Raw genomic sequence first — 18,236 nt, 5'->3', positions numbered from 1 at the left:
CGTTAATCGCGCCCGCACTTCCGGGGCGCGGCCTTCGGCGCCGTCGGCGGAGCCGCACGGGCCATCGGGCGTTATCCAGGCCGAGGGACAAGGTCGAGGAGCCGACAAATGAAGACCGCTGTCATGACCGCTGCGCTCGCCGTCGCCATCGCCGCGCCGGGCGCCGCCCTGGCCAAGCCGCACCATCACGACCACGACGGCTGGCGCGGAAAGGGCCACCCGCACGGCATGCCCCCGGGCCAGGCCAAGAAGCACTGGAGCCGCGGCGAATACATGCCGCGCGGCTATGTCGTGGAGCGCACCTACTACATCGCCGAACCGGCCCGCTACCGCCTGCGCACTCCGCCGCCGGGCTATCGCTGGGTCCGTGTGGGGAACGACGTCTACCTGGCCCAGACGGAGACGGGGCTGATCGCCGAGGTGATCCGCAGCCTGATCGACTGATCCGTCGATCCTGACTTGACCGTTCAGCCGGGGTTCAGGGCGGGTCTCTCATCCTTGCCGTGATCGGGGGACGAGGAGGCCCGCCCGCCGGGCCGTGGAATAGGAGACGTGAAATGAAACGTCTGATGCTCTGCCTGGCGGCGGCCGCCGCCGTCGCGGGGCCGATCGCTGCCTCGGCGACAGCCGCGCAGGCGCAGTCCTGGGACCGCCGGGACAACAACTGGGACCGTCGCGACGACCGCTGGGATCGCCGGGATGATCGGCGTGACGACCGCTGGGACCGGCGCGACCACCGCTGGGACGATCGCCACGATCGCTGGGACAACCGTCACGACCGCTGGGACAATCGGTGGGATAGCCGCCGCTACAACGGCTATTACTACCAGAACCGCTGGTACTACGGTCCCCCACCGTCGAGCTATTACAACAACCGCTACTATCGCCCGGGCTACGCCGCCTGGCGCCGCGGGGCGGTGCTGCCGCCCTACTACCGCAGCTACGTGGTCAACGACTACTACCGCTACCGCCTGCGTCCGCCTCCGCGCGGATACGCCTGGTACCGCGTGGGCGACGACTATCTGATGGCGGCGATCGCGACGGGCATCATCTTCGAGATCATCAACAACTGATCCCGAGACCGCCCGGGAAAGGCTCCGGACCCGCGTCCGGGGCCTTTTTCATGCCTGGTAGGCGACCTCTCCGGCGAGGGCGATCTTGCGGCCGTGAGCTTCCCGGAATCGGTAGCGGTCCGGCGGCGCGCCCGGACCGGCATGGGTGAAGAAGCGGTCGTGCTGATGCACCTGCACGCCCTCGGGCGCACAGTGGACCACGACGCTCCAGCGGGTGCGGGTCGGATCCTGCGCCGGCGATCCGCCGTGAGGCAGTTGGGGATGCCAGATGGCCACGTCGCCGCGGCGGATCGGGGCCACCACCAGCTCGCCGTGATCTGGCGCCTGCTGGATGATCAGCCCGTTCCAGCGGTCGAGCGCCAGGTTGAGCTGATCCTCGCGGGTCCAGTCGGGGTGTTCGGCCTGGACGGCCTCGAACACCGGCCGCGGTTCGACCGGAAAGCGGTGTCCGCCGCGGACATACATCAGCGGCCCGGCCTCCGGCGGCGTGTCCTCCAGGGCGGTCCAGACGCCGAAGAACCGGCTGCCGGGCCAGGTGGCGAAGTGCGGCGTGTCGCGATGGATCGGCTGCTGGGTGCCGTACTTGAAGGTGAGCGAGGTGTAGACGCAGGCGCGTTCGCCGAACAGGAAGTCGAGCACCGACATCACGCCGGCGTCGGTGGCGATGGCCTCCTCGGCCTTGGACCAGTGGTGGAAGTTCACCAGCCGCTTCTCGCGCGCCAGCTCGTCTAGATTGGCGGCCACATAGTCGGCGTTCTCCGCGCCGTAGCGGGCGTAGTCGTCGATCACCTGCTGGCAGAGTTCGCCGGGGATGGCGCCGCGCAGCACGGTGAAACCGTCGACGATCAGGTCGCGGGCCGCCTGTTTCGCGGCCTCGGAGACGGGCGCACGCTCCACGCGCGCAAGCGCGTCCGGCTCGTCCAGCCAGAGGGCTTCGGGGCGAGCCGGCGGCCGGCGGAGCAGAGACTTCAGTCCGAACACGCGCCTCTCCCCGACTGCGCGGCTACTCGACCCCGAGCTTGGACTTCAGCAGCTGGTTGACCGCGCCGGGATTGGCCTTGCCGCCGGTGGCCTTCATCACCTGACCGACGAACCAGCCGATGGCCTGCGGCTTTTCCTTCACCTGCTCGGCCTGGCCCGGGTTCTTGGCGATCAGGTCGTCGATGATGGCTTCCAGAGCCCCGGTGTCGGAGACCTGCTTCAGCCCCTGCTTCTCGACGATCTCGCGCGGCGCGCCCTCGCCGGCCCACATGCGCTCGAAGACGTCCTTGGCGATCTTGGAGGAGATGACGCCCTCCTCGATCAGGGCCACCAGCTCGGCGATCTCGCCGGCCTTGATCGGGCTCTCCTCGATGTCGAGCCCCGCGGCCGTCAGCTTGGCGGCCAGATCGTTGGTCACCCAGTTGGCGATGAGCTTGGCGTCGCGGCCCTGGGCGGCGGCCTCGAAGTAGTCGGCGCGCGCGGCCTCGCTGACCAGCACGCCGGCGTCATAGGCCGACAGGCCATACTGCGCCTGCAGACGCGCCTTCTTGGCGTCCGGCAATTCCGGCAGCGACTCTTCGATCGCCTTCACCCAGGCCGCGTCCAGCACGAGCGGCAGGAGGTCGGGGTCGGGGAAGTAGCGGTAGTCGTGCGCCTCTTCCTTCGAGCGCATGGAGCGCGTCTCGCCCTTGTTCGGGTCGAACAGGCGCGTCTCCTGGTCGATGGAGCCGCCGTCCTCGAGAATCTCGATCTGGCGGCGCGCCTCGTACTCGATGGCCTGCTGGATGAAGCGGTACGAGTTGACGTTCTTGATCTCGCAGCGCGTGCCCAGCGGCCCGCCAGGCTTGCGCACGGAGACGTTCACGTCGGCGCGCAGGTTGCCCTTTTCCATGTCGCCGTCGCAGGTGCCCAGATAGACGAGGATGGTGCGCAGCTTCTTCACATAGGCCGCGGCCTCGGCCGAGGAGCGCATGTCCGGGCGCGAGACGATCTCCATCAGCGCCGTGCCGGCCCGGTTGAGGTCGACATAGGTGAAGTTCGGGTCCTGGTCGTGCAGCGACTTGCCGGCGTCCTGCTCCAGGTGCAGGCGCTCGATGCCGACGGTGATGGTCGAACCGTCGTCCAGCTCGACGAGCACCTCGCCCTCGCCGACGACGGGCTCCTTGTACTGGCTGATCTGATAGCCCTGCGGCAGGTCCGGATAGAAGTAGTTCTTCCGGTCGAAGGTGGACTTCAGATTGATCTTCGCCTTCAGGCCCAGGCCGGTGCGCACCGCCTGCTCCACGCAGCGGCGGTTGATGACCGGCAGCATGCCAGGCATGGCCGCATCCACCAGGCTGACCTGGGCGTTGGGGCCCGCGCCGAAGCCGACGGCGGCGCCGGAAAAGAGCTTGGCGTTCGAGGCCACCTGGGCGTGGACCTCCAGCCCCAGGACCACTTCCCACGGGCCGGTGCGGCCCTGGATCAGCTTGGAATTCTCAGTCATGCGCCCTTCCTAGAGCCAGCCGCTTTCCGGCGGAAGCGGCCTTGTGAATCTGCTTGCGCGAAGCGGCCCCTTCACGCTCACTTCGGCCCGCCATTCCAGCCGTTCCGGGGAGGAACAACCCATGCGCAAGACCTATCTGACGGGCGGCCTCGCCCTCACCCTCTCGCTCGCCGCCGCCAGCGCCGTGGTGGCCCAGGGCCCCCTCAGCGTCGAATCGAGTTCGGTCGCCGAGCTGATGGCGAACGCCAAGGCCAAGGCCGTGCTGGAGAAGCACCTGCCGGGCATCAGCGAGCACCCGTCCTACAACATGTTCAAGGGCATGACGCTGGTTCAGCTCAAGCCCATGTCCGGCGGTCAGATCACCGACGACACCCTGAAGGCCATCAAGGCGGAGCTCTCCGCCCTCTGACCCGGACGCCTCAGCCTGGGATCGCCCGGGCTGAGGCTTTCGGCCTCACCACCAGGGCTGCGGCTTGGCCTTGAAGTCGGCCGCCTTCTCAAGGGCGCCGCCGAGCGAGAACAGCGTGCCCTCGTCCAGCGCCTTGCCGATCAGCTGCAGCCCGAGCGGCAGACCGTTGGCGTCGACCCCCGCCGGGATGCTCATCCCCGGCAGGCCCGCCAGGTTCACCGTCACGGTGAAGATGTCGTTCAGGTACATGGCCACCGGGTCGTCGGACTTCTCGCCGAGCGCGAAGGCCGCCGAGGGCGCGGTCGGCGTCAGCAGGGCGTCCACCTTCTCGAAGGCCTGATCGAAGTCGTCGGCGATGCGCCGGCGGACCTTCTGGGCCTTGAGGTAGTAGGCGTCGTAATAGCCCGCCGACAGCACGTAGGTGCCGATCAGGATGCGGCGCTTGACCTCGTCCCCGAAGCCCTCGGCGCGGGTCTGCTCATAGGTCTCGGTCAGGTTGGCGCCGTCGACCCTCAGGCCGTAGCGCATGCCGTCATAGCGGGCGAGGTTGGACGAGGCCTCCGCCGGGGCGACGATGTAATAGGCCGGCAGGGCGTACTTGGTGTGCGGCAGGGAGACCTCGACGATCTCGCAGCCGGCCTCCTTCAGCCAGGCGATCCCCTGCTCCCAGAGCTTCTCGATCTCCGGGGGCATGTTGTCGACGCGGTACTCCTTGGGCACGCCGATGCGCAGACCCTTGACCGACTTGCCGACGAAGCTCGGGAAGTCCGGCACCTCGACGTCCAGGCTGGTGGAGTCCTTCACGTCGTGGCCCGACATGGACTTCAGGAGGATGGCCGCGTCCTCGACCGTGCGGGCGATGGGACCGGCCTGGTCCAGGGACGAGGCGAAGGCCACGATCCCCCAGCGCGAGCAGCGCCCGTAGGTCGGCTTGATGCCCACCGTGCCCGTGAAGGCCGCCGGCTGGCGGATGGAGCCGCCGGTGTCGGTGGCCGTCGCCCCCAGGCAGAGCTCGGCCGCGACCGCCGCAGCCGAGCCGCCCGACGAGCCGCCGGGCGTGAGCTTCGCATTGCCGCCGTTGGCGCGCCACGGATTGACCACCGGTCCGAAGGCGCTGGTCTCGTTGGACGAGCCCATGGCGAACTCGTCCAGGTTCAGCTTGCCCAGCATCACCGCGCCGTCGCGCCAGAGGTTGGCGGTGACGGTGGATTCGTAGGTCGGCTGGAAGTTCCCGAGGATCTTCGAACAGGCCGTGGAGCGCACGCCTTCGGTGCAGAACAGGTCCTTGATACCCAGGGGCGCGCCGTCCAGCGGCCCGGCCTCGCCCCGCGCACGGCGGGCGTCGGAGGCTTTCGCCATGTCGAGCGCCTTCTCCGGCGTCTCCAGGATGAAGGCGTTCAGCGGCCGCGCCGCCTCCACCGCGGCCATGTGGGCCTGGGTCAGCTCGGCGGCGGAAAAGCTCTTGGCCGCAAGGCCTTCGAGCGCGGCCTTGAGGGTCAGCTTGGTCAGCTCGGACATCTATTCCACCACCTTCGGCACAACGAAGAAGCCGCCGGCCGACTTCGGGGCGTTGGACAGCACCTTGTCCGGGTCGCCGCCGTCGGTGACCACGTCCTCGCGCATCGGCAGGCCCTGGTGGACCACCGAGGTCATGGGCTCCACCCCGTCGGTGTCGACCTCGTTCAGCTGTTCGATCCAGTTGAGGATGCCGCTCAGCTCCCGGGCGAGCGGCTCCAGGCGGTCTTCCGGTTCGGCGATGCGCGCCAGCTTGGCGACCTTGCGCACGGTCGCCGCGTCGATGGCCATGGGGGCCTCCTTGCAATCTGCCCGTGGGTTAGCCGTGCAAGGCGGCCTTTTGCAAGCGGCGGGCGGAGAAAGGAGGCCCCAAGGGCTCAGGCGGGCGCCAGTTCGGCCGCCGCGCCCTGTCCTTCCGCCAGCCAGCGGGCGCAGTCGGGGCCGAGCTCGGCCAGCGCACGCTGCTCGTAGGCGGCGATGTCCTCAGGCGTCAGCATGTCCTTCCAGCGGCCGTTGACGCCCTTGTTGATGAAGGTGGTCGCGCCGCCCTCGAAGATGGCGCCGCCGAGGGGCGACATGTTCTCCGCATGGGCCTTCATCCAGTCGAAGGTGCAGTGCTCCAGGATCTGCGACCAGCGGTCCTCGGGGATGTCGCAGTCGAGGAAGGCGGCGATCTTGCGCATCTCGCCCTCCAGGTCCCGCTTCAGATCGTTGAAGTGGACGAGCATGACGTTGGGCAGGTCGCGGATCGCCCACCAGGTGGCGATGTTCTCCCAGTAGGGCCAGAAGGGCGCGCCATCCTGGTCGAGCCAGGTGCGGAAATAGCGGCGGATGTCCGGGTCCGCCCGCTCGATCGGCGGACCGACGCGGCCGGGCGTGTCATTGATGGCGTCGTACCAGAGCTGGTTGGCGTTGGCGTGGTGGTTGTAGAGGCTCCACAGCACGTCCCGCCCGTCCCGGCCGATATAGATGTACTTGGCCTTGGGCGAGAAGTTCAGCGCATCCACCGGCAGGTGGGTCTTCAGGATGCGCCGGTGCTGCTGCGCCTCCAGGATGTCGAGCAGGTCCGGCGGCATGATGCGCAGGTCCACCCAGGGCGAGATTTCGGCGATCTTCACGTCGGGATCGCCGGCGAAGACCAGCTGTCCGACGATGTGCTGGGTCCAGGTCGTGCCGGACTTGGCGTAGGTCGCCACGACCACGTCGTCGTCGCGGAAGGCGAAGCGGTCCCAGACGGTGGAATCCATGTGGTGATTGTGGATGTCGCGCGTCTTGCGCGGCCAGGCGGCGGTTGTCTGCGCCATCGGAATGCCCCCAGGGTTGTCTTGGCGGCGCTCTTAACCGCAACACGCCGAGTCACCAATATCGCCGTTCGATGAAGCCGCGACCCAGGCGCCCGAAATCGTGCGGCCGATGCAGGCGCCGTGGTAATGAGCAGCCATGCCCGTGATGGACCTCATCGAACTGCCCTCCGCCCTGCCCCGCCTGGCCGCCGTCGTGGGCCTCGACCTGGGCGAGAAGACCATCGGGGTGGCGGTCTCCGACGTCAGTCGCACGGTGGCCTCGCCGCTGGCCCTGATCCGCAAGGCCAAGTTCACCCAGGACGCCGAACAGCTCTTCAAGCTGATGGCCGAACGCGAGGCCAAGGCGATCGTCATCGGATTGCCGGTCAATATGGACGGGACCGAGGGACCGCGCTGCCAGTCCAGCCGCGCCTTCGCCCGTAACCTGCTGCGCTTGCGCGATGACCTGCCCATCGCCTTCTGGGACGAGCGGATGTCGTCCATGGCCGTCAACCGCATGCTGGTGGACGAGATGGACATGACCCGCGCCCGCCGGGGCGAGGTGGTGGACAAGGCCGCCGCCGCCTGGATCCTGCAGGGCGCGCTGGACCGGCTGCGCAACCTGCCTGATGCCTGACGGGCGCCCGAACATGTGGACGGCGGACGCCCCCGGCTTGGCGACTCCGTCCCGCCCCCTTAAGAGGGCCCTTTAATGAGCGCGCCCGCACCCGGTCTGAACGAGGTCCTCGGCCGGACCTTCCCGTTTCCCAAACGCCATTTCCTGTCGGTGATGGACCTGAACCCGGTGGAGGTGGGCGATCTGCTCGACCTGGCCGACGGCTTCGTGGCCCTCAACCGCCAGACCTCGAAGAAGCTCGACCTGCTCAAAGGTCGGACGCTGATGAACCTGTTCTTCGAGAACTCGACCCGCACCCAGAGCTCCTTCGAGCTGGCCGGCAAGCGGCTGGGCGCCGACGTGGTCAATATGAGCCCGCGCTCCTCGTCCATCTCCAAGGGCGAGACGCTGATCGACACCGCCGTGACGCTGAACGCCATGCAGCCGGATCTGCTGGTGGTGCGGCACGCCTCCTCCGGCGCGGCCTCCCTGCTGGCGCAGAAGGTGTCGTGCTCGGTGATCAACGCCGGCGACGGCCAGCACGAGCACCCGACCCAGGCCCTGCTGGACGCTCTGTCCATGCGCCGCGCCTTCGGCCGCATCGCGGGCCTGCGCGTGGCTATCTGCGGCGACGTGCTGCACAGCCGCGTGGCGCGCTCCAACGTCGCCCTGCTGCAGATGCTGGGCGCCGAGGTCCGCCTCGTCGGCCCGCCGACCCTGATGCCGGCCGAGGCCGACCGCTGGGGCTCGGCGGTCTTCCACGACCTGCGAAAGGGAATCGAAGGCTGCGACGTGGTCATGATGCTGCGCCTGCAGCTGGAGCGCATGGACGGCGTGCTGGCGCCGTCGCAGCGCGAGTACTTCCGTTTCTTCGGCCTGGACCGCGAGAAGCTCGCCTGCGCCGCGCCGCACGTGAAGGTCATGCATCCGGGCCCGATGAACCGCGGCGTGGAGATCGACTCCGACGTGGCCGACGACCTGTCGGTCAGCCTGATCCAGGACCAGGTGGAGATGGGCGTCGCCGCCCGTATGGCCGTGCTCGCCGCCCTGTCGGCCCGCCTGGACAACGACTGATGACCGCCCGCCCCACCGCCTTCGTGAACGCCCGCCTCGTCGACCCCGCCTCCGGCTGGGACGGCCCCGGCGCCCTGCTGGTGAAGAACGGCAAGATCGCCGACGTCGTCCAGGGCGCCGCGCCGGAGGGCCTCTCCGACGACGTCGAGACGATCGACGCCGCCGGGGCCATGCTGGCCCCCGGCCTGATCGACCTGCGGGTCAAGACGGGCGAGCCGGGCGCCGAGCCCAAGGAGACGCTGAAGTCCGCCGCCCTGGCCGCCGCGGCCGGCGGCGTCACCTCCATCGTCGTCCAACCCGACACCGATCCGGCCGTCGATGATCCCGCCACGGTCGACTTCATCCTGCGCCGGGCCCGCGACATCGAGCTCGTCCATGTCTATCCCGCCGGCGCCGCCACCAAGGGGCTGAAGGGCGAACGGATGGCTGAGATCGGCCTGATGCGGGACGCCGGCTGCCTCTATGTGACCGACGCCGACCGGCCGATCGTCAATTCCAAGGTCTTCCGGCGGCTGCTCTCCTACGCCAAGGGCTTCGGCGTGCTGGTGGCCCACCGCCCGGCCGACCCGTGGCTGTCCGCCGGCGCCGCGGCCACGGAGGGGGAGTTCGCCGGCCGCATGGGCCTGGCGAGCGTCCCGCCGGCGGCCGAGAAGATCATGCTGGAGCGCGACCTGGCGCTCGCCGAGCTGACCGGCGCGCGGCTGCTGGTGGACCAGGTGACGACGGCCTGCGCCCTGGAGAGCCTGGAGCGCGGCAAGGCCCGCGGCGTGGCCGCGACCGCCACCACCTCGATCAACCACCTGTCCTTCAACGAGGTGGACATCGGCGACTACCGGACCTTCCTGAAGTTCGACCCGCCGGTGCGCGGCGAGGACGACCGCCAGGCCACCATCGAGGCTCTGGCGACGGGCCTGATCGACATCGTCGTCTCGGCCCATGCGCCGGCCCCGGCCGAAGACAAGCGCCTGCCCTATGACGAGGCGGCCCCCGGCGCGGTGGGGCTGCAGACCCTGCTGCCCGCCCTTCTGGCCTTCCACCACGAGGGCCGCATCCCGCTCATCGACCTGATGCGCACCGTCACCAGCCGCCCGGCGGAGCTTCTCGGCCTGTCGGCCGGGCGCCTGGCCAAGGGCGCCCCGGCCGACCTCGTGCTCTGCGACCTCGCCGCGCCGATGGTCGTCGATCTCGCGGACCTGAAGTCGAAGTCTAAGAACTCGCCCTTCGACGGGCGGCGCCTGCAAGGCGTCGTGCGGCTGACCCTGGTGGACGGCCGGGTCGTCTATCGCGCCGACTGAGCCCTCCGCCGCGAGGCTCTTGAACAAGGGGCCGACCGGCGCTAGGAACAAACAACGAACATCGCAACGGGCGATGACGGGGCGCGCCAGCGCGGCTAGGAGTCGGAAAACCCCGGGGGGAATCCATGCCGACCGACACCTTGAGCCCGCTCCTCATCGCCGCCGCGCTCATGGGCGGCTATCTGCTGGGATCCATTCCGTTCGGCGTCATCGCCACGCGCCTGGGCGGCGCCGGCGACGTGCGCAGCATTGGCTCCGGCAACATCGGGGCGACCAACGTCCTGCGCACGGGCCGCAAGGACCTGGCCCTGATCACCCTGCTGGGCGACGGCGGCAAGGGCGCCCTGGCCGTGCTGATCGCCTGGCTGATGACCCGCGACGGGCCGCAGGAGGTTCAGGCGACCGTGATCGCCCTGGCGGCCGGCGCCGCCTTCATCGGCCATCTCTTCCCCGTCTGGCTCGGCTTCAAGGGCGGCAAGGGGGTGGCCACCTTCTTCGGCACCCTGCTCGCGGCCGCCTGGCCCGTGGGCCTGCTGGCCGGCGCGACCTGGATCCTGATGGCGCTGGTCTTCCGGATCTCCTCGCTGGCGGCCCTGACCGCCGCGGCGCTGGCGCCTGTCTACGTCTTCGTGACAGACCGGCCCTATCCCTATGCCGTCCTGGCCCTGGTGATGGCGGTGCTGATCTACGTCCGGCACAGGGCGAACATCGGCCGCCTGATCAAGGGCGAGGAGCCGAAGATCGGCGGCGGCAAGACGCCTCCGTCCCCTGAGGCCGAGGCGTGATCCGAGGCCTGACGGACGCCGCCCGGCGCGACTGGCTGCGCCTGGCCCGGACCGAATCCGTCGGGCCCGTCACCTTCGACGAACTGATCCGCCGGTTCGGCGAACCGTCCCTGGCGCTCGCCGCCCTGCCCGATCTGGCCCGCCGGGGCGGCCGAGCGCAGGCGCCGCGCATCCCCACGGAACGGGAAGCCCTGAGCGAACTCGCCGCCGGCGAGGCCCTGGGCGCCCGGCTCATCTGCGCCTGCGAGCCCGATTTCCCCCAGGCGCTCGCCGCCCTCGACCCGCCGCCGCCGCTGCTTTGGGCGCGGGGCCGTATCGAGCTGCTCGACCGCCCGGCCGTGGCTCTGGTCGGCGCCCGCGTCGCCTCGGCGGCCGGCCAGCGTTTCGCCCGCGGACTGGCCGCCGAACTGGGCGCAGCCGGCCTCGTCGTGGTGTCCGGCATGGCCCGCGGCATCGACGGCGCCGCGCACCAGGGAGCCCTGCCCACCGGAACGGTGGCGGTCCTCGGGGGCGGCGTGGACGACGTCTATCCGCCCGAACATGGCGGACTGTACGCACAGATCGCCGATCAAGGCTGCGTCGTGGCCGAGCACCCGCCAGGCCGCCAGGCCCAGGCCCGCGACTTTCCCCGCCGAAACCGCATCATCTCGGGCCTCTCCCAGGCGGTCGTCGTGGTCGAGGCGGAGCTCCGCTCCGGCTCCCTGATCACGGCGAGGCTTGCGGGCGAACAGGGGCGCGAGGTGCTGGCCGTCCCCGGCTCGCCCCTGGATCCGCGGGCCCGCGGCGCCAACGACCTGATTCGGCAGGGCGCAGCCATCTGCGAGGGCGTGGACGACGTCCTGCGCGCCCTGGAGGGGTTCCGCGGCTTCGGCGAACCGGCCTCCGGCTATGCGCCCCCGCCTTCGGCGACGCAGTCGGACCCTCGGCTTGTGGAGGCGCTCGCCCGGCAGCTCTCCCCCACCCCGATCGGACGGGACGAGCTTGTGCGCGCCACCGGCGCCTCGGCCGGCGAGGTCGCCGCTGCGCTGATCGAGCTGGCGCTGGCGGGCCGCGCGGAACTGATGCCGGGCGGGCTGGTGGCGAGCGGATGAGAGGCCTGGACGCCAGAGCCTGGACGTCAGAAGGTGTCGGCCCTGGGGGGCGGCGGGTCGGGCTCCCCGGCCGCAGCCCTTGCGGCGTCGAGCGCGGCGACCAGCAGGGTGGCGGAGAGACCCCGATACCCCTTCACCGCGGCCAGTTCCGACAAGTCCCGCAGCATCGCCTCGATGAAGGCGGCGACGTGCTGAGGTGATGCGTCCGGCGGCAGCGGTTGGATCATGAGATCGAGTATCGATGGTATGCCAATGGGCTAGCTCTACCGTGAGACGTTATCAACAAACTATAGGTTGAGTCGGTTCCCGTCCCAGGGGTCAGGTTGACATCGCCCCGGACGCGAGCCCACCTTTCGCGCCTTTGGTTTTCGGGACCTCCCCCCGCAGACCGCCCAGTCGAAGTCCCAAGAAAAATGAACGTCGTCGTCGTCGAGAGCCCGGCCAAGGCCAAGACCATCAACAAGTATCTGGGCGGCGACTATGTCGTCCTCGCCTCCTACGGCCATGTGCGGGATCTGCCCCCCAAGGACGGATCGGTGCGTCCGGACGAAGACTTCGCCATGAGCTGGGACGTCGACGCGAAGTCGTCCAAGCGGCTGTCCGACATCGCCGAGGCGGTGAAGAAGGCCGACCGCCTGATCCTCGCCACCGACCCCGACCGCGAGGGCGAAGCCATCTCCTGGCACGTGCTGGAGGTGCTGCAGAAGAAGCGTGTCCTGAAGGACGCCCAGGTCCAGCGCGTCGTCTTCAACGCCATCACCAAGTCGGCTGTCACCGAGGCGATGAAGTCGCCGCGCGACCTCGACATGGAACTGGTCGAGGCCTACCTGGCCCGCCGCGCGCTCGACTATCTGGTGGGCTTCACGCTCTCACCGGTGCTTTGGCGCAAGCTGCCCGGCTCGCGATCGGCCGGCCGGGTGCAGTCGGTGGCCCTGCGCCTGATCGTCGACCGGGAACTGGAGATCGAGCGGTTCCAGACCCAGGAGTACTGGACGGTCGAGGCGGACATGGCCTCCGGCGGCGAAAGCTTCGTCGCGCGCATGGTCAAGCATCAGGGCAAGCGCCTGACCAAGTTCGACCTGGCGGACGAAACCTCGGCCATGGCCGCCAAGGCCGCCGTCGAGGGGGCGAGCTTCAAGGTCGCCTCGGTCGAGAAGAAGCCCGGCAAGCGCGCCCCCGCCCCGCCCTTCACCACCTCGACCCTGCAGCAGGAGGCCGCCCGCAAGCTCGGCTTCTCCGCCCAACGCACCATGCAGGCCGCCCAGAAGCTCTATGAGGGCGTGGACATCGGCGGGGAGACGGTGGGTCTGATCACCTATATGCGGACCGACGGCGTTCAGGCCGCCCCGGAAGCCATCGACGAGGCCCGCCAGGTGATCGGCGGCATCTATGGCCGCGAGTATGTGCCCGAACAGGCCCGCCTGTACCGGACCAAGGCCAAGAACGCGCAGGAGGCCCACGAGGCGATCCGCCCCACCAGCCTGGCCCGCAACCCCGGCTCCCTTCGCCTGGACGGCGATCTGGGCCGCCTCTACGAGCTGATCTGGAAGCGGATGATCGCCTCCCAGATGGAGAGCGCCCGCATCGAGCGGACCACCATCGAGCTGGAGAGCGCCGACGGCCAGACCGGCCTGCGCGCCACCGGTCAGGTGATCCTCTTCGACGGCTATCTGGCGGTCTACGAGGAAGGCCGCGACGACCCGGACGACGAGGAGTCCGGCCGCCTGCCGCTGGTCAAGGAGGGCGCCGAGGCCCGCGTGGCCGCCGCCCGCGCCGCCCAGCACTTCACCGAACCGCCGCCGCGCTATTCCGAAGCCAGCCTCGTGAAGAAGATGGAGGAGCTGGGCATCGGCCGCCCCTCCACCTACGCCTCGATCCTGACCGTGCTGCGCGACCGCGCCTATGTGCGGATGGAGAAGAACCGCTTCATCCCCGAGGACAAGGGCCGGCTGGTCACCGCCTTCCTGGAGCAGTTCTTCCGCCGCTATGTGGAGTACGACTTCACCGCCGCGCTGGAGGAGAAGCTCGACCAGGTCTCGGCCGGCGACCTCGACTGGAAGGTGCTGCTGCGCGACTTCTGGCAGGACTTCCAGGCCGCGGTCGGCGAGATTTCCGAGCTGCGCGTCACCAATGTGCTCGACGCCCTGAACGACGCCCTTGGGCCCCACATCTTCCCCGAACGGGCCGACGGGACCGATCCCCGCGCCTGCCCCACCTGCGGGACCGGCCGGCTGTCGCTGAAGACCGGCAAGTTCGGCGCCTTCATCGGCTGCTCCAACTATCCGGAGTGCCGCTATACCCGCCCGATCGCCCAGCCCGACGGCGAAGAGGCCGATGCGGCGAACGGCGACCGGGAGCTGGGAACCGATCCCGAGACCGGCCTCGTCGTCTTCCTGAAGAGCGGCCGCTTCGGCCCCTATGTGCAGCTCGGCGAGGGCGACAAGCCCAAGCGCTCCAGCCTGCCCAAGACCTGGTCGCCCGCGGCCATGGACCTGGAGAAGGGCCTGCGTCTGCTGCGTCTGCCGCGCGAGGTCGGCGACCATCCCGAGGACGGCAAGCCGATCCTGGCCGGCATCGGCCGCTACGGGCCCTTCGTCCAGCACGACGGGACCTATGCGAACCTCGAGAACGTCGACGAGGTCTTCGAGGTCGGCCTGAACCGGGCCGTGGCCCTGCTGGCCGAGAAGAAGGCCGGCGGCAAGGGCCGGCGCGGCGAGGCCGCGGCGCTGAAGGAACTGGGCGCCCACCCGGCCGACGGCGCGCCGGTGCGGGTGCTGTCGGGCCGCTACGGCCCCTACATCAAGCACGGCTCGACCAACGCCAACATCCCGCGCGGCGGCGACCCGCAGGCGATCACCCTGGAACAGGCCGTCGCCCTGCTGGCCGAGCGCGAGGCCAAGGGCGGGGGCAAGAAGCCGGCGAAGAAGGCCGCCAAGCCGAAGGCCGAGAAGCCCGCCAAGGCCGCGGCGGAGAAGAAGGCGCCCGCCAAGAAGGCCGCGGCCAAGAAGCCGGCGGCGAAGAAGCCGGCCGCCAAGAAGGCGGCGGCCAGCTAGCCCGCCATGGACCTGCCCGTCCGCGACTTCTCCGCCTCGGGCTACCGGTCGCTGCAGCGGATCACCTATCCGATGTCGCGGCTCGACGTCTTCGTCGGCGCCAACGGCGTCGGCAAGTCGAACCTCTATCGGGGGCTGGAGCTGCTCCAGGCCGCCGCCCAGAACCGGCTGGGCGAACGCCTCGCCGAGGAGGGCCTGTCGCAGGCCATGTGGGCCGGGCCCCGCCGGGCGCGGGAGCCGGCGCGCATCGCCCTTTCCGTCACCCTGGCCGCGCCGGGCCAGCGCAGCGGCGCCTATCGCTACGAAGTGGAGGTCGGCTTCCCGCAGCTCGTCACCGCGGCGGCCTTCGGGCTGGAGCCGCAGATCAAGCTGGAAGCCCTGACCTACGAGACCGGCTCCCGCCGCGTGAAGCTGGTGGAGCGGCGCAACAACGCCGTCATGGCCCGCGACGCCGAGGGGCGGCCCGCCGAGATCGACCTCGACCTGCTGGCCTCGGAGACCCTGCTGGGGCGGCTGGAGGATCCGTCGCGGTATCCGGAGCTCGATCAGGTGCGCCGCACGCTGCTGGAGTGGCGCTTCTATCATCAGATGCGCACGGACGCGGACTCGCCCCTGCGCCGGCCCTGCACGGCGGTGGCCACGCCGACGCTCGCCTCCGACGGCGCCAACCTGGCCGCGGTGTTCGCGACCCTGGCCCACATCCGCGGCGACGCCGCCGATCTGGCCGCCGCCGTCGCCGAAGCCTTTCCGGGCGCGCGGCTGTCGATCCCCATGCCCGAGCGCCAGGCGAGCTTCGGCCTCAGCCTGCCGGAGTTCCCCCAGCGCGTGTTCGAACCCGCCGAGCTGTCGGACGGCACCCTGCGCTTCCTGGCGCTGGCCGGCGCGCTGCTGGCCTACCGCCTGCCGCCCTTCATCGCGCTCAACGAGCCGGAGGCCAGCCTGCATCCGGACCTGACCGCGCCGCTGGCCGGCCTGATCGGCAAGGCGGCCGAGCGCTCGCAGGTCTGGCTCGTCACCCACTCCGAGCGCCTGGCCCAGGCGCTGGAGGCCCACGGCTCGGTGCGCACGGTGCGCAAGGTCGACGGCGCCACCCAGATCGCGGGCCTGACCCTGTTCGGCGCCTTCCGGGACGAGGACGACTGAAGCGCCCGGGCGATTCCCGCGTTACAAGGCGCAATGGCCAAGACCCGCACGCCGAAATCCCAGCGCTTCCAGGCCCCGAAGGCCCAAGGATTGCCCGACCGCGAAACCCTGCTGCGTCACATCCGCGAGACGGGCGAGACCGACCGCGGCGAACTGGCCCGCACCTTCGGCCTGAAGGGCGCCGACCGCCGGGCGCTTCGCCAGATGCTGCAGGAAATGCAGGACGAGGGCACCCTCGCCAAGCGCGGGCGCAAGGGCGTGGCCCAGCCGGGCGCCCTGCCCCCGGTCGGCGTGGTCGACGTGGTGGAGCGCGATCCCGACGGCGAACTGCTGGTGCGCCTGACCAAGGGGGCGGAGGACACCCCGCTCGTCCGGCTGGCGCCGGAGCGCGGCGAGGCGGTGACGGGCGCGCCGGGCCTGGGCGACCGCCTGCTGGTCCGCTTCGTCGAACTGGAGAACGGCGAGACCGAGGCCCGCCTGATCAAGCGCCTGGGCCAGAGCGCCCACCGGGTGCTGGGCGTGGTGCGCAAGGCGCGCCGCGAGACCCGCATCGAGCCGGTGGACCGCAAGTCCAAGGAGAGCCTGATCGTCTTCGACGACGGCCAGCTGAAGGACGGCGACCTGGTGCTGGCCCAGGTCGGCACGGCCGAGCGGCGGCACGGCCCCAAGCGCGGCAAGGTGCTGGAGGTGGTCGGCCGCGAGGACCAGCCCCGCGCCGCCAGCCTCATCGCCATCCACACCCACGGCATCCCCACCGGCTTCTCCGACGAGGCGGAAGCCGAGGCCGAAGCGGCCAAGGCGCCGGAGCTGGCCGGCCGCGAAGACCTGCGCGACGTGCCGCTCATCACCATCGACCCGGCCGACGCCCGCGACCACGACGACGCCGTCTACGCCCACCCCGACGATGATCCGAAGAATCCCGGCGGCCACGTGGTCTGGGTCGCCATCGCCGATGTCGCCGCCTACGTCCGCCCCAACAGCGCGCTGGACCGCGAGGCGCGCGAGAAGGGCAACAGCGTCTACTTCCCCGACCGGGTCGAGCCCATGCTGCCCGAGCGGCTGTCCAACGGCCTCTGCTCCCTTCGCGAGGGCGAGAACCGCGCCTGCATGGCCGTGCGCATGGTCTTCGACAAGACGGGCAGGAAGCGCAGCCACCGCTTCGTCCGCGGCCTGATGCGCTCGGCCGCCAAGCTCTCCTACGAACAGGCCCAGGCCGCCATCGACGGGCAGCCCGACGACAAGACCGGTCCCCTGCTGGAGCCGATCCTGAAGCCCCTGTGGGCCGCCTATCACACCATGCTCAAGGGCCGGCTCGCCCGCTCGCCGCTCGCCATCGAGAGCCTGGAGCGCAAGATCGTCATCGATGAGAAGGGCGAGGTCGCCTCCATCACGCCGCGGGCCTCGCTGGAGGCCCACCGGCTGATCGAGGAGATGATGATCCAGGCCAATGTCTCGGCGGCCGAGAGCCTGGAGGCCAAGCGCACGCCGCTGGTCTACCGCGTCCACGATGCGCCGAGCCCGGAGAAGCTGGACAGCCTGGCCGAATTCCTGGGCTCCATCGGCGTCAGCTGGTCCAAGGGCGAGGCCGTCCGCACCGACCGCTTCAACCGCCTGCTGGAGCTGACCCGCGAGGGGCCGCACGCCGAGATCGTCAACGAGGTGGTCCTGCGCACCCAGATGCAGGCCCACTACAACACCGACAATATCGGCCACTTCGGCCTGAACCTGGACCGCTACGCCCACTTCACCTCGCCGATCCGGCGCTATGCCGACCTGATCGTCCACCGCGCCCTGATCACGGCGCTGGGCCTCAACCTGCCCGGCGCGCCGGACGGCCTGTCGGACTGGGACATCTCGCACATGAAGGCGACGGCCGAGGAGATCACCGCCGCCGAGCGCCGCGCCATGGCCGCCGAGCGCGACGCCACCGACCGCTACATCGCCGCCTTCCTGTCCGACCGGGTCGGCGCGACCTTCGAGGGACGGATCACCGGCGTCACCCGCTTCGGCCTCTTCGTGCGCCTGGCCGAGACCGGCGCCGACGGCCTCGTCCCCGTCTCCAGCCTGGGCGGGGAATTCTTCGTCCACGACGAGCGCATGCACGCCCTGGTGGGCGAGCGCACCGGCGAGCGCTGGCCGCTCGGCATGAGCGTCGAGGTCCGCCTGCGCGAAGCCACCCCCATCACCGGCGGCCTCCTCTTCGAAATGCTCAGCGACGCCGCCCCGCCCGACCCCACGACCCCGCGGCCGAGGCTGGGCGTGCGCCGCAAGGTGGGCAGGCCCCCGCCGGCGGGGCGGAGTGGCAGGGGGAAGCGGCGGTAGGGGGCTGTGTCAAGGCCGCGCAGGTTCCGCTGAGCGCCAGTTGCGGAACTTGGCTTCGAACCGTCAACCGGACATTGGACCGGTAACGCGAGCCCCATTCGTGCTGCCGA

At 70.2% G+C, this 18,236-nt stretch carries 17 protein-coding genes; 11 read left to right on the top strand and 6 right to left on the bottom strand.

Translation table 11 applies throughout. From position 1 onward, the window contains the following. Positions 1-108: 108 nt before the first annotated feature. Positions 109-444, top strand: a complete 336-nt coding sequence (locus tag H2041_RS02260; RefSeq protein WP_293408993.1) for an RcnB family protein — start codon at positions 109-111, stop codon at positions 442-444. Between the two features lie 113 nt (positions 445-557). Then, the gene (locus tag H2041_RS02255) at positions 558-1,073 is read left to right on the top strand and encodes an RcnB family protein (RefSeq protein ID WP_293408991.1); all 516 of its coding nucleotides are present in this window, start codon (positions 558-560) and stop codon (positions 1,071-1,073) included. Positions 1,074-1,121: 48 nt separating this feature from the next. On the opposite strand, the gene H2041_RS02250 is transcribed toward H2041_RS02255, so the two are convergent. After that, complete coding sequence (locus H2041_RS02250) at positions 1,122-2,054, bottom strand: phytanoyl-CoA dioxygenase family protein (RefSeq protein WP_293408989.1); 933 nt, start codon at positions 2,052-2,054, stop codon at positions 1,122-1,124. Between the two features lie 22 nt (positions 2,055-2,076). Next, positions 2,077-3,540, bottom strand: coding sequence for an Asp-tRNA(Asn)/Glu-tRNA(Gln) amidotransferase subunit GatB (gene gatB / locus H2041_RS02245; protein ID WP_293408987.1), 1,464 nt, complete (start codon positions 3,538-3,540; stop codon positions 2,077-2,079). Between the two features lie 121 nt (positions 3,541-3,661). Here gatB and H2041_RS02240 point away from each other — a divergent pair, with 121 nt between their 5' ends. After that, a complete protein-coding gene (locus tag H2041_RS02240) occupies positions 3,662-3,949 on the top strand; it encodes a hypothetical protein (RefSeq protein WP_293408985.1) in 288 nt (95 codons plus the stop codon). Positions 3,950-3,994: 45 nt separating this feature from the next. On the opposite strand, the gene gatA is transcribed toward H2041_RS02240, so the two are convergent. The 3 genes from gatA to H2041_RS02225 all read right to left on the bottom strand — a co-directional run bounded on the left by gatA (position 3,995) and on the right by H2041_RS02225 (position 6,768). Further along, the gene (gatA, locus tag H2041_RS02235; RefSeq protein ID WP_293408983.1) at positions 3,995-5,467 is read right to left on the bottom strand and encodes an Asp-tRNA(Asn)/Glu-tRNA(Gln) amidotransferase subunit GatA; all 1,473 of its coding nucleotides are present in this window, start codon (positions 5,465-5,467) and stop codon (positions 3,995-3,997) included. Continuing rightward, positions 5,468-5,755: an Asp-tRNA(Asn)/Glu-tRNA(Gln) amidotransferase subunit GatC gene (gene gatC / locus H2041_RS02230; protein ID WP_293408981.1), complete on the bottom strand. Its 288-nt coding sequence runs from the start codon at positions 5,753-5,755 to the stop codon at positions 5,468-5,470. A gap of 86 nt (positions 5,756-5,841) precedes the next feature. Then, the gene (locus H2041_RS02225; protein WP_293408979.1) at positions 5,842-6,768 is read right to left on the bottom strand and encodes a sulfotransferase domain-containing protein; all 927 of its coding nucleotides are present in this window, start codon (positions 6,766-6,768) and stop codon (positions 5,842-5,844) included. A gap of 136 nt (positions 6,769-6,904) precedes the next feature. On the opposite strand from H2041_RS02225, the gene ruvX reads away from it, so the two are divergent. The 5 genes from ruvX to dprA all read left to right on the top strand — a co-directional run bounded on the left by ruvX (position 6,905) and on the right by dprA (position 11,608). Continuing rightward, positions 6,905-7,384: a Holliday junction resolvase RuvX gene (gene ruvX / locus H2041_RS02220; protein WP_293408977.1), complete on the top strand. Its 480-nt coding sequence runs from the start codon at positions 6,905-6,907 to the stop codon at positions 7,382-7,384. 75 nt (positions 7,385-7,459) lie between these two features. After that, positions 7,460-8,437, top strand: a complete 978-nt coding sequence (locus H2041_RS02215) for an aspartate carbamoyltransferase catalytic subunit (protein ID WP_293408975.1) — start codon at positions 7,460-7,462, stop codon at positions 8,435-8,437. Further along, complete coding sequence (gene pyrC / locus H2041_RS02210; RefSeq protein WP_367132509.1) at positions 8,437-9,732, top strand: dihydroorotase; 1,296 nt, start codon at positions 8,437-8,439, stop codon at positions 9,730-9,732. The genes H2041_RS02215 and pyrC overlap by 1 nt, the downstream gene beginning before the upstream one ends. 125 nt (positions 9,733-9,857) lie before the next feature. Continuing rightward, positions 9,858-10,517 (top strand): glycerol-3-phosphate 1-O-acyltransferase PlsY, encoded by a 660-nt coding sequence (gene plsY, locus H2041_RS02205; protein WP_293408973.1) that lies wholly within the window; start codon positions 9,858-9,860, stop codon positions 10,515-10,517. Continuing rightward, positions 10,514-11,608 (top strand): DNA-processing protein DprA, encoded by a 1,095-nt coding sequence (gene dprA / locus H2041_RS02200; protein ID WP_293408970.1) that lies wholly within the window; start codon positions 10,514-10,516, stop codon positions 11,606-11,608. The genes plsY and dprA overlap by 4 nt, the downstream gene beginning before the upstream one ends. 26 nt (positions 11,609-11,634) lie before the next feature. Here the strand turns inward: dprA and H2041_RS02195 are convergent, their stop codons facing one another. Then, entirely contained in the window at positions 11,635-11,835 is a 201-nt protein-coding gene (locus tag H2041_RS02195; protein WP_293408968.1) for a hypothetical protein, read from the bottom strand. A 186-nt stretch (positions 11,836-12,021) separates the two neighbouring features. On the opposite strand from H2041_RS02195, the gene topA reads away from it, so the two are divergent. The 3 genes from topA to rnr are packed head-to-tail and all read left to right on the top strand — an operon-like array spanning position 12,022 to position 18,126. Next, a complete protein-coding gene (gene topA, locus H2041_RS02190) occupies positions 12,022-14,661 on the top strand; it encodes a type I DNA topoisomerase (protein WP_293408966.1) in 2,640 nt (879 codons plus the stop codon). Between the two features lie 6 nt (positions 14,662-14,667). Beyond that, the gene (locus H2041_RS02185; protein WP_293408964.1) at positions 14,668-15,804 is read left to right on the top strand and encodes an AAA family ATPase; all 1,137 of its coding nucleotides are present in this window, start codon (positions 14,668-14,670) and stop codon (positions 15,802-15,804) included. Between the two features lie 33 nt (positions 15,805-15,837). Then, positions 15,838-18,126, top strand: a complete 2,289-nt coding sequence (gene rnr, locus H2041_RS02180; protein WP_293408961.1) for a ribonuclease R — start codon at positions 15,838-15,840, stop codon at positions 18,124-18,126. Positions 18,127-18,236 lie beyond the last annotated feature (110 nt).

The organism is Phenylobacterium sp., from assembly GCF_013911965.1.
In the GTDB taxonomy this organism is placed as follows: Bacteria; Pseudomonadota; Alphaproteobacteria; order Caulobacterales; family Caulobacteraceae; genus Phenylobacterium.
The sequence above is the reverse complement of the archived record's forward strand: the minus strand, read 5'-3'. Positions and strand labels throughout refer to the sequence as shown.

Excerpts from the sequence above, each read along its gene's own strand:
- plsY (WP_293408973.1), top strand. The coding sequence starts at position 9,858 with ATGCCGACCGACACCTTGAGCCCGCTCCTCATCGCCGCCGCGCTCATG.
- gatA (WP_293408983.1), bottom strand. The coding sequence starts at position 5,467 with ATGTCCGAGCTGACCAAGCTGACCCTCAAGGCCGCGCTCGAAGGCCTT.
- H2041_RS02260 (WP_293408993.1), top strand. The coding sequence starts at position 109 with ATGAAGACCGCTGTCATGACCGCTGCGCTCGCCGTCGCCATCGCCGCG.
- H2041_RS02255 (WP_293408991.1), top strand. The coding sequence starts at position 558 with ATGAAACGTCTGATGCTCTGCCTGGCGGCGGCCGCCGCCGTCGCGGGG.
- ruvX (WP_293408977.1), top strand. The coding sequence starts at position 6,905 with ATGCCCGTGATGGACCTCATCGAACTGCCCTCCGCCCTGCCCCGCCTG.
- pyrC (WP_367132509.1), top strand. The coding sequence starts at position 8,437 with ATGACCGCCCGCCCCACCGCCTTCGTGAACGCCCGCCTCGTCGACCCC.
- H2041_RS02185 (WP_293408964.1), top strand. The coding sequence starts at position 14,668 with ATGGACCTGCCCGTCCGCGACTTCTCCGCCTCGGGCTACCGGTCGCTG.
- H2041_RS02195 (WP_293408968.1), bottom strand. The coding sequence starts at position 11,835 with ATGATCCAACCGCTGCCGCCGGACGCATCACCTCAGCACGTCGCCGCC.
- topA (WP_293408966.1), top strand. The coding sequence starts at position 12,022 with ATGAACGTCGTCGTCGTCGAGAGCCCGGCCAAGGCCAAGACCATCAAC.
- gatC (WP_293408981.1), bottom strand. The coding sequence starts at position 5,755 with ATGGCCATCGACGCGGCGACCGTGCGCAAGGTCGCCAAGCTGGCGCGC.
- rnr (WP_293408961.1), top strand. The coding sequence starts at position 15,838 with ATGGCCAAGACCCGCACGCCGAAATCCCAGCGCTTCCAGGCCCCGAAG.
- gatB (WP_293408987.1), bottom strand. The coding sequence starts at position 3,540 with ATGACTGAGAATTCCAAGCTGATCCAGGGCCGCACCGGCCCGTGGGAA.
- H2041_RS02215 (WP_293408975.1), top strand. The coding sequence starts at position 7,460 with ATGAGCGCGCCCGCACCCGGTCTGAACGAGGTCCTCGGCCGGACCTTC.
- H2041_RS02240 (WP_293408985.1), top strand. The coding sequence starts at position 3,662 with ATGCGCAAGACCTATCTGACGGGCGGCCTCGCCCTCACCCTCTCGCTC.
- H2041_RS02225 (WP_293408979.1), bottom strand. The coding sequence starts at position 6,768 with ATGGCGCAGACAACCGCCGCCTGGCCGCGCAAGACGCGCGACATCCAC.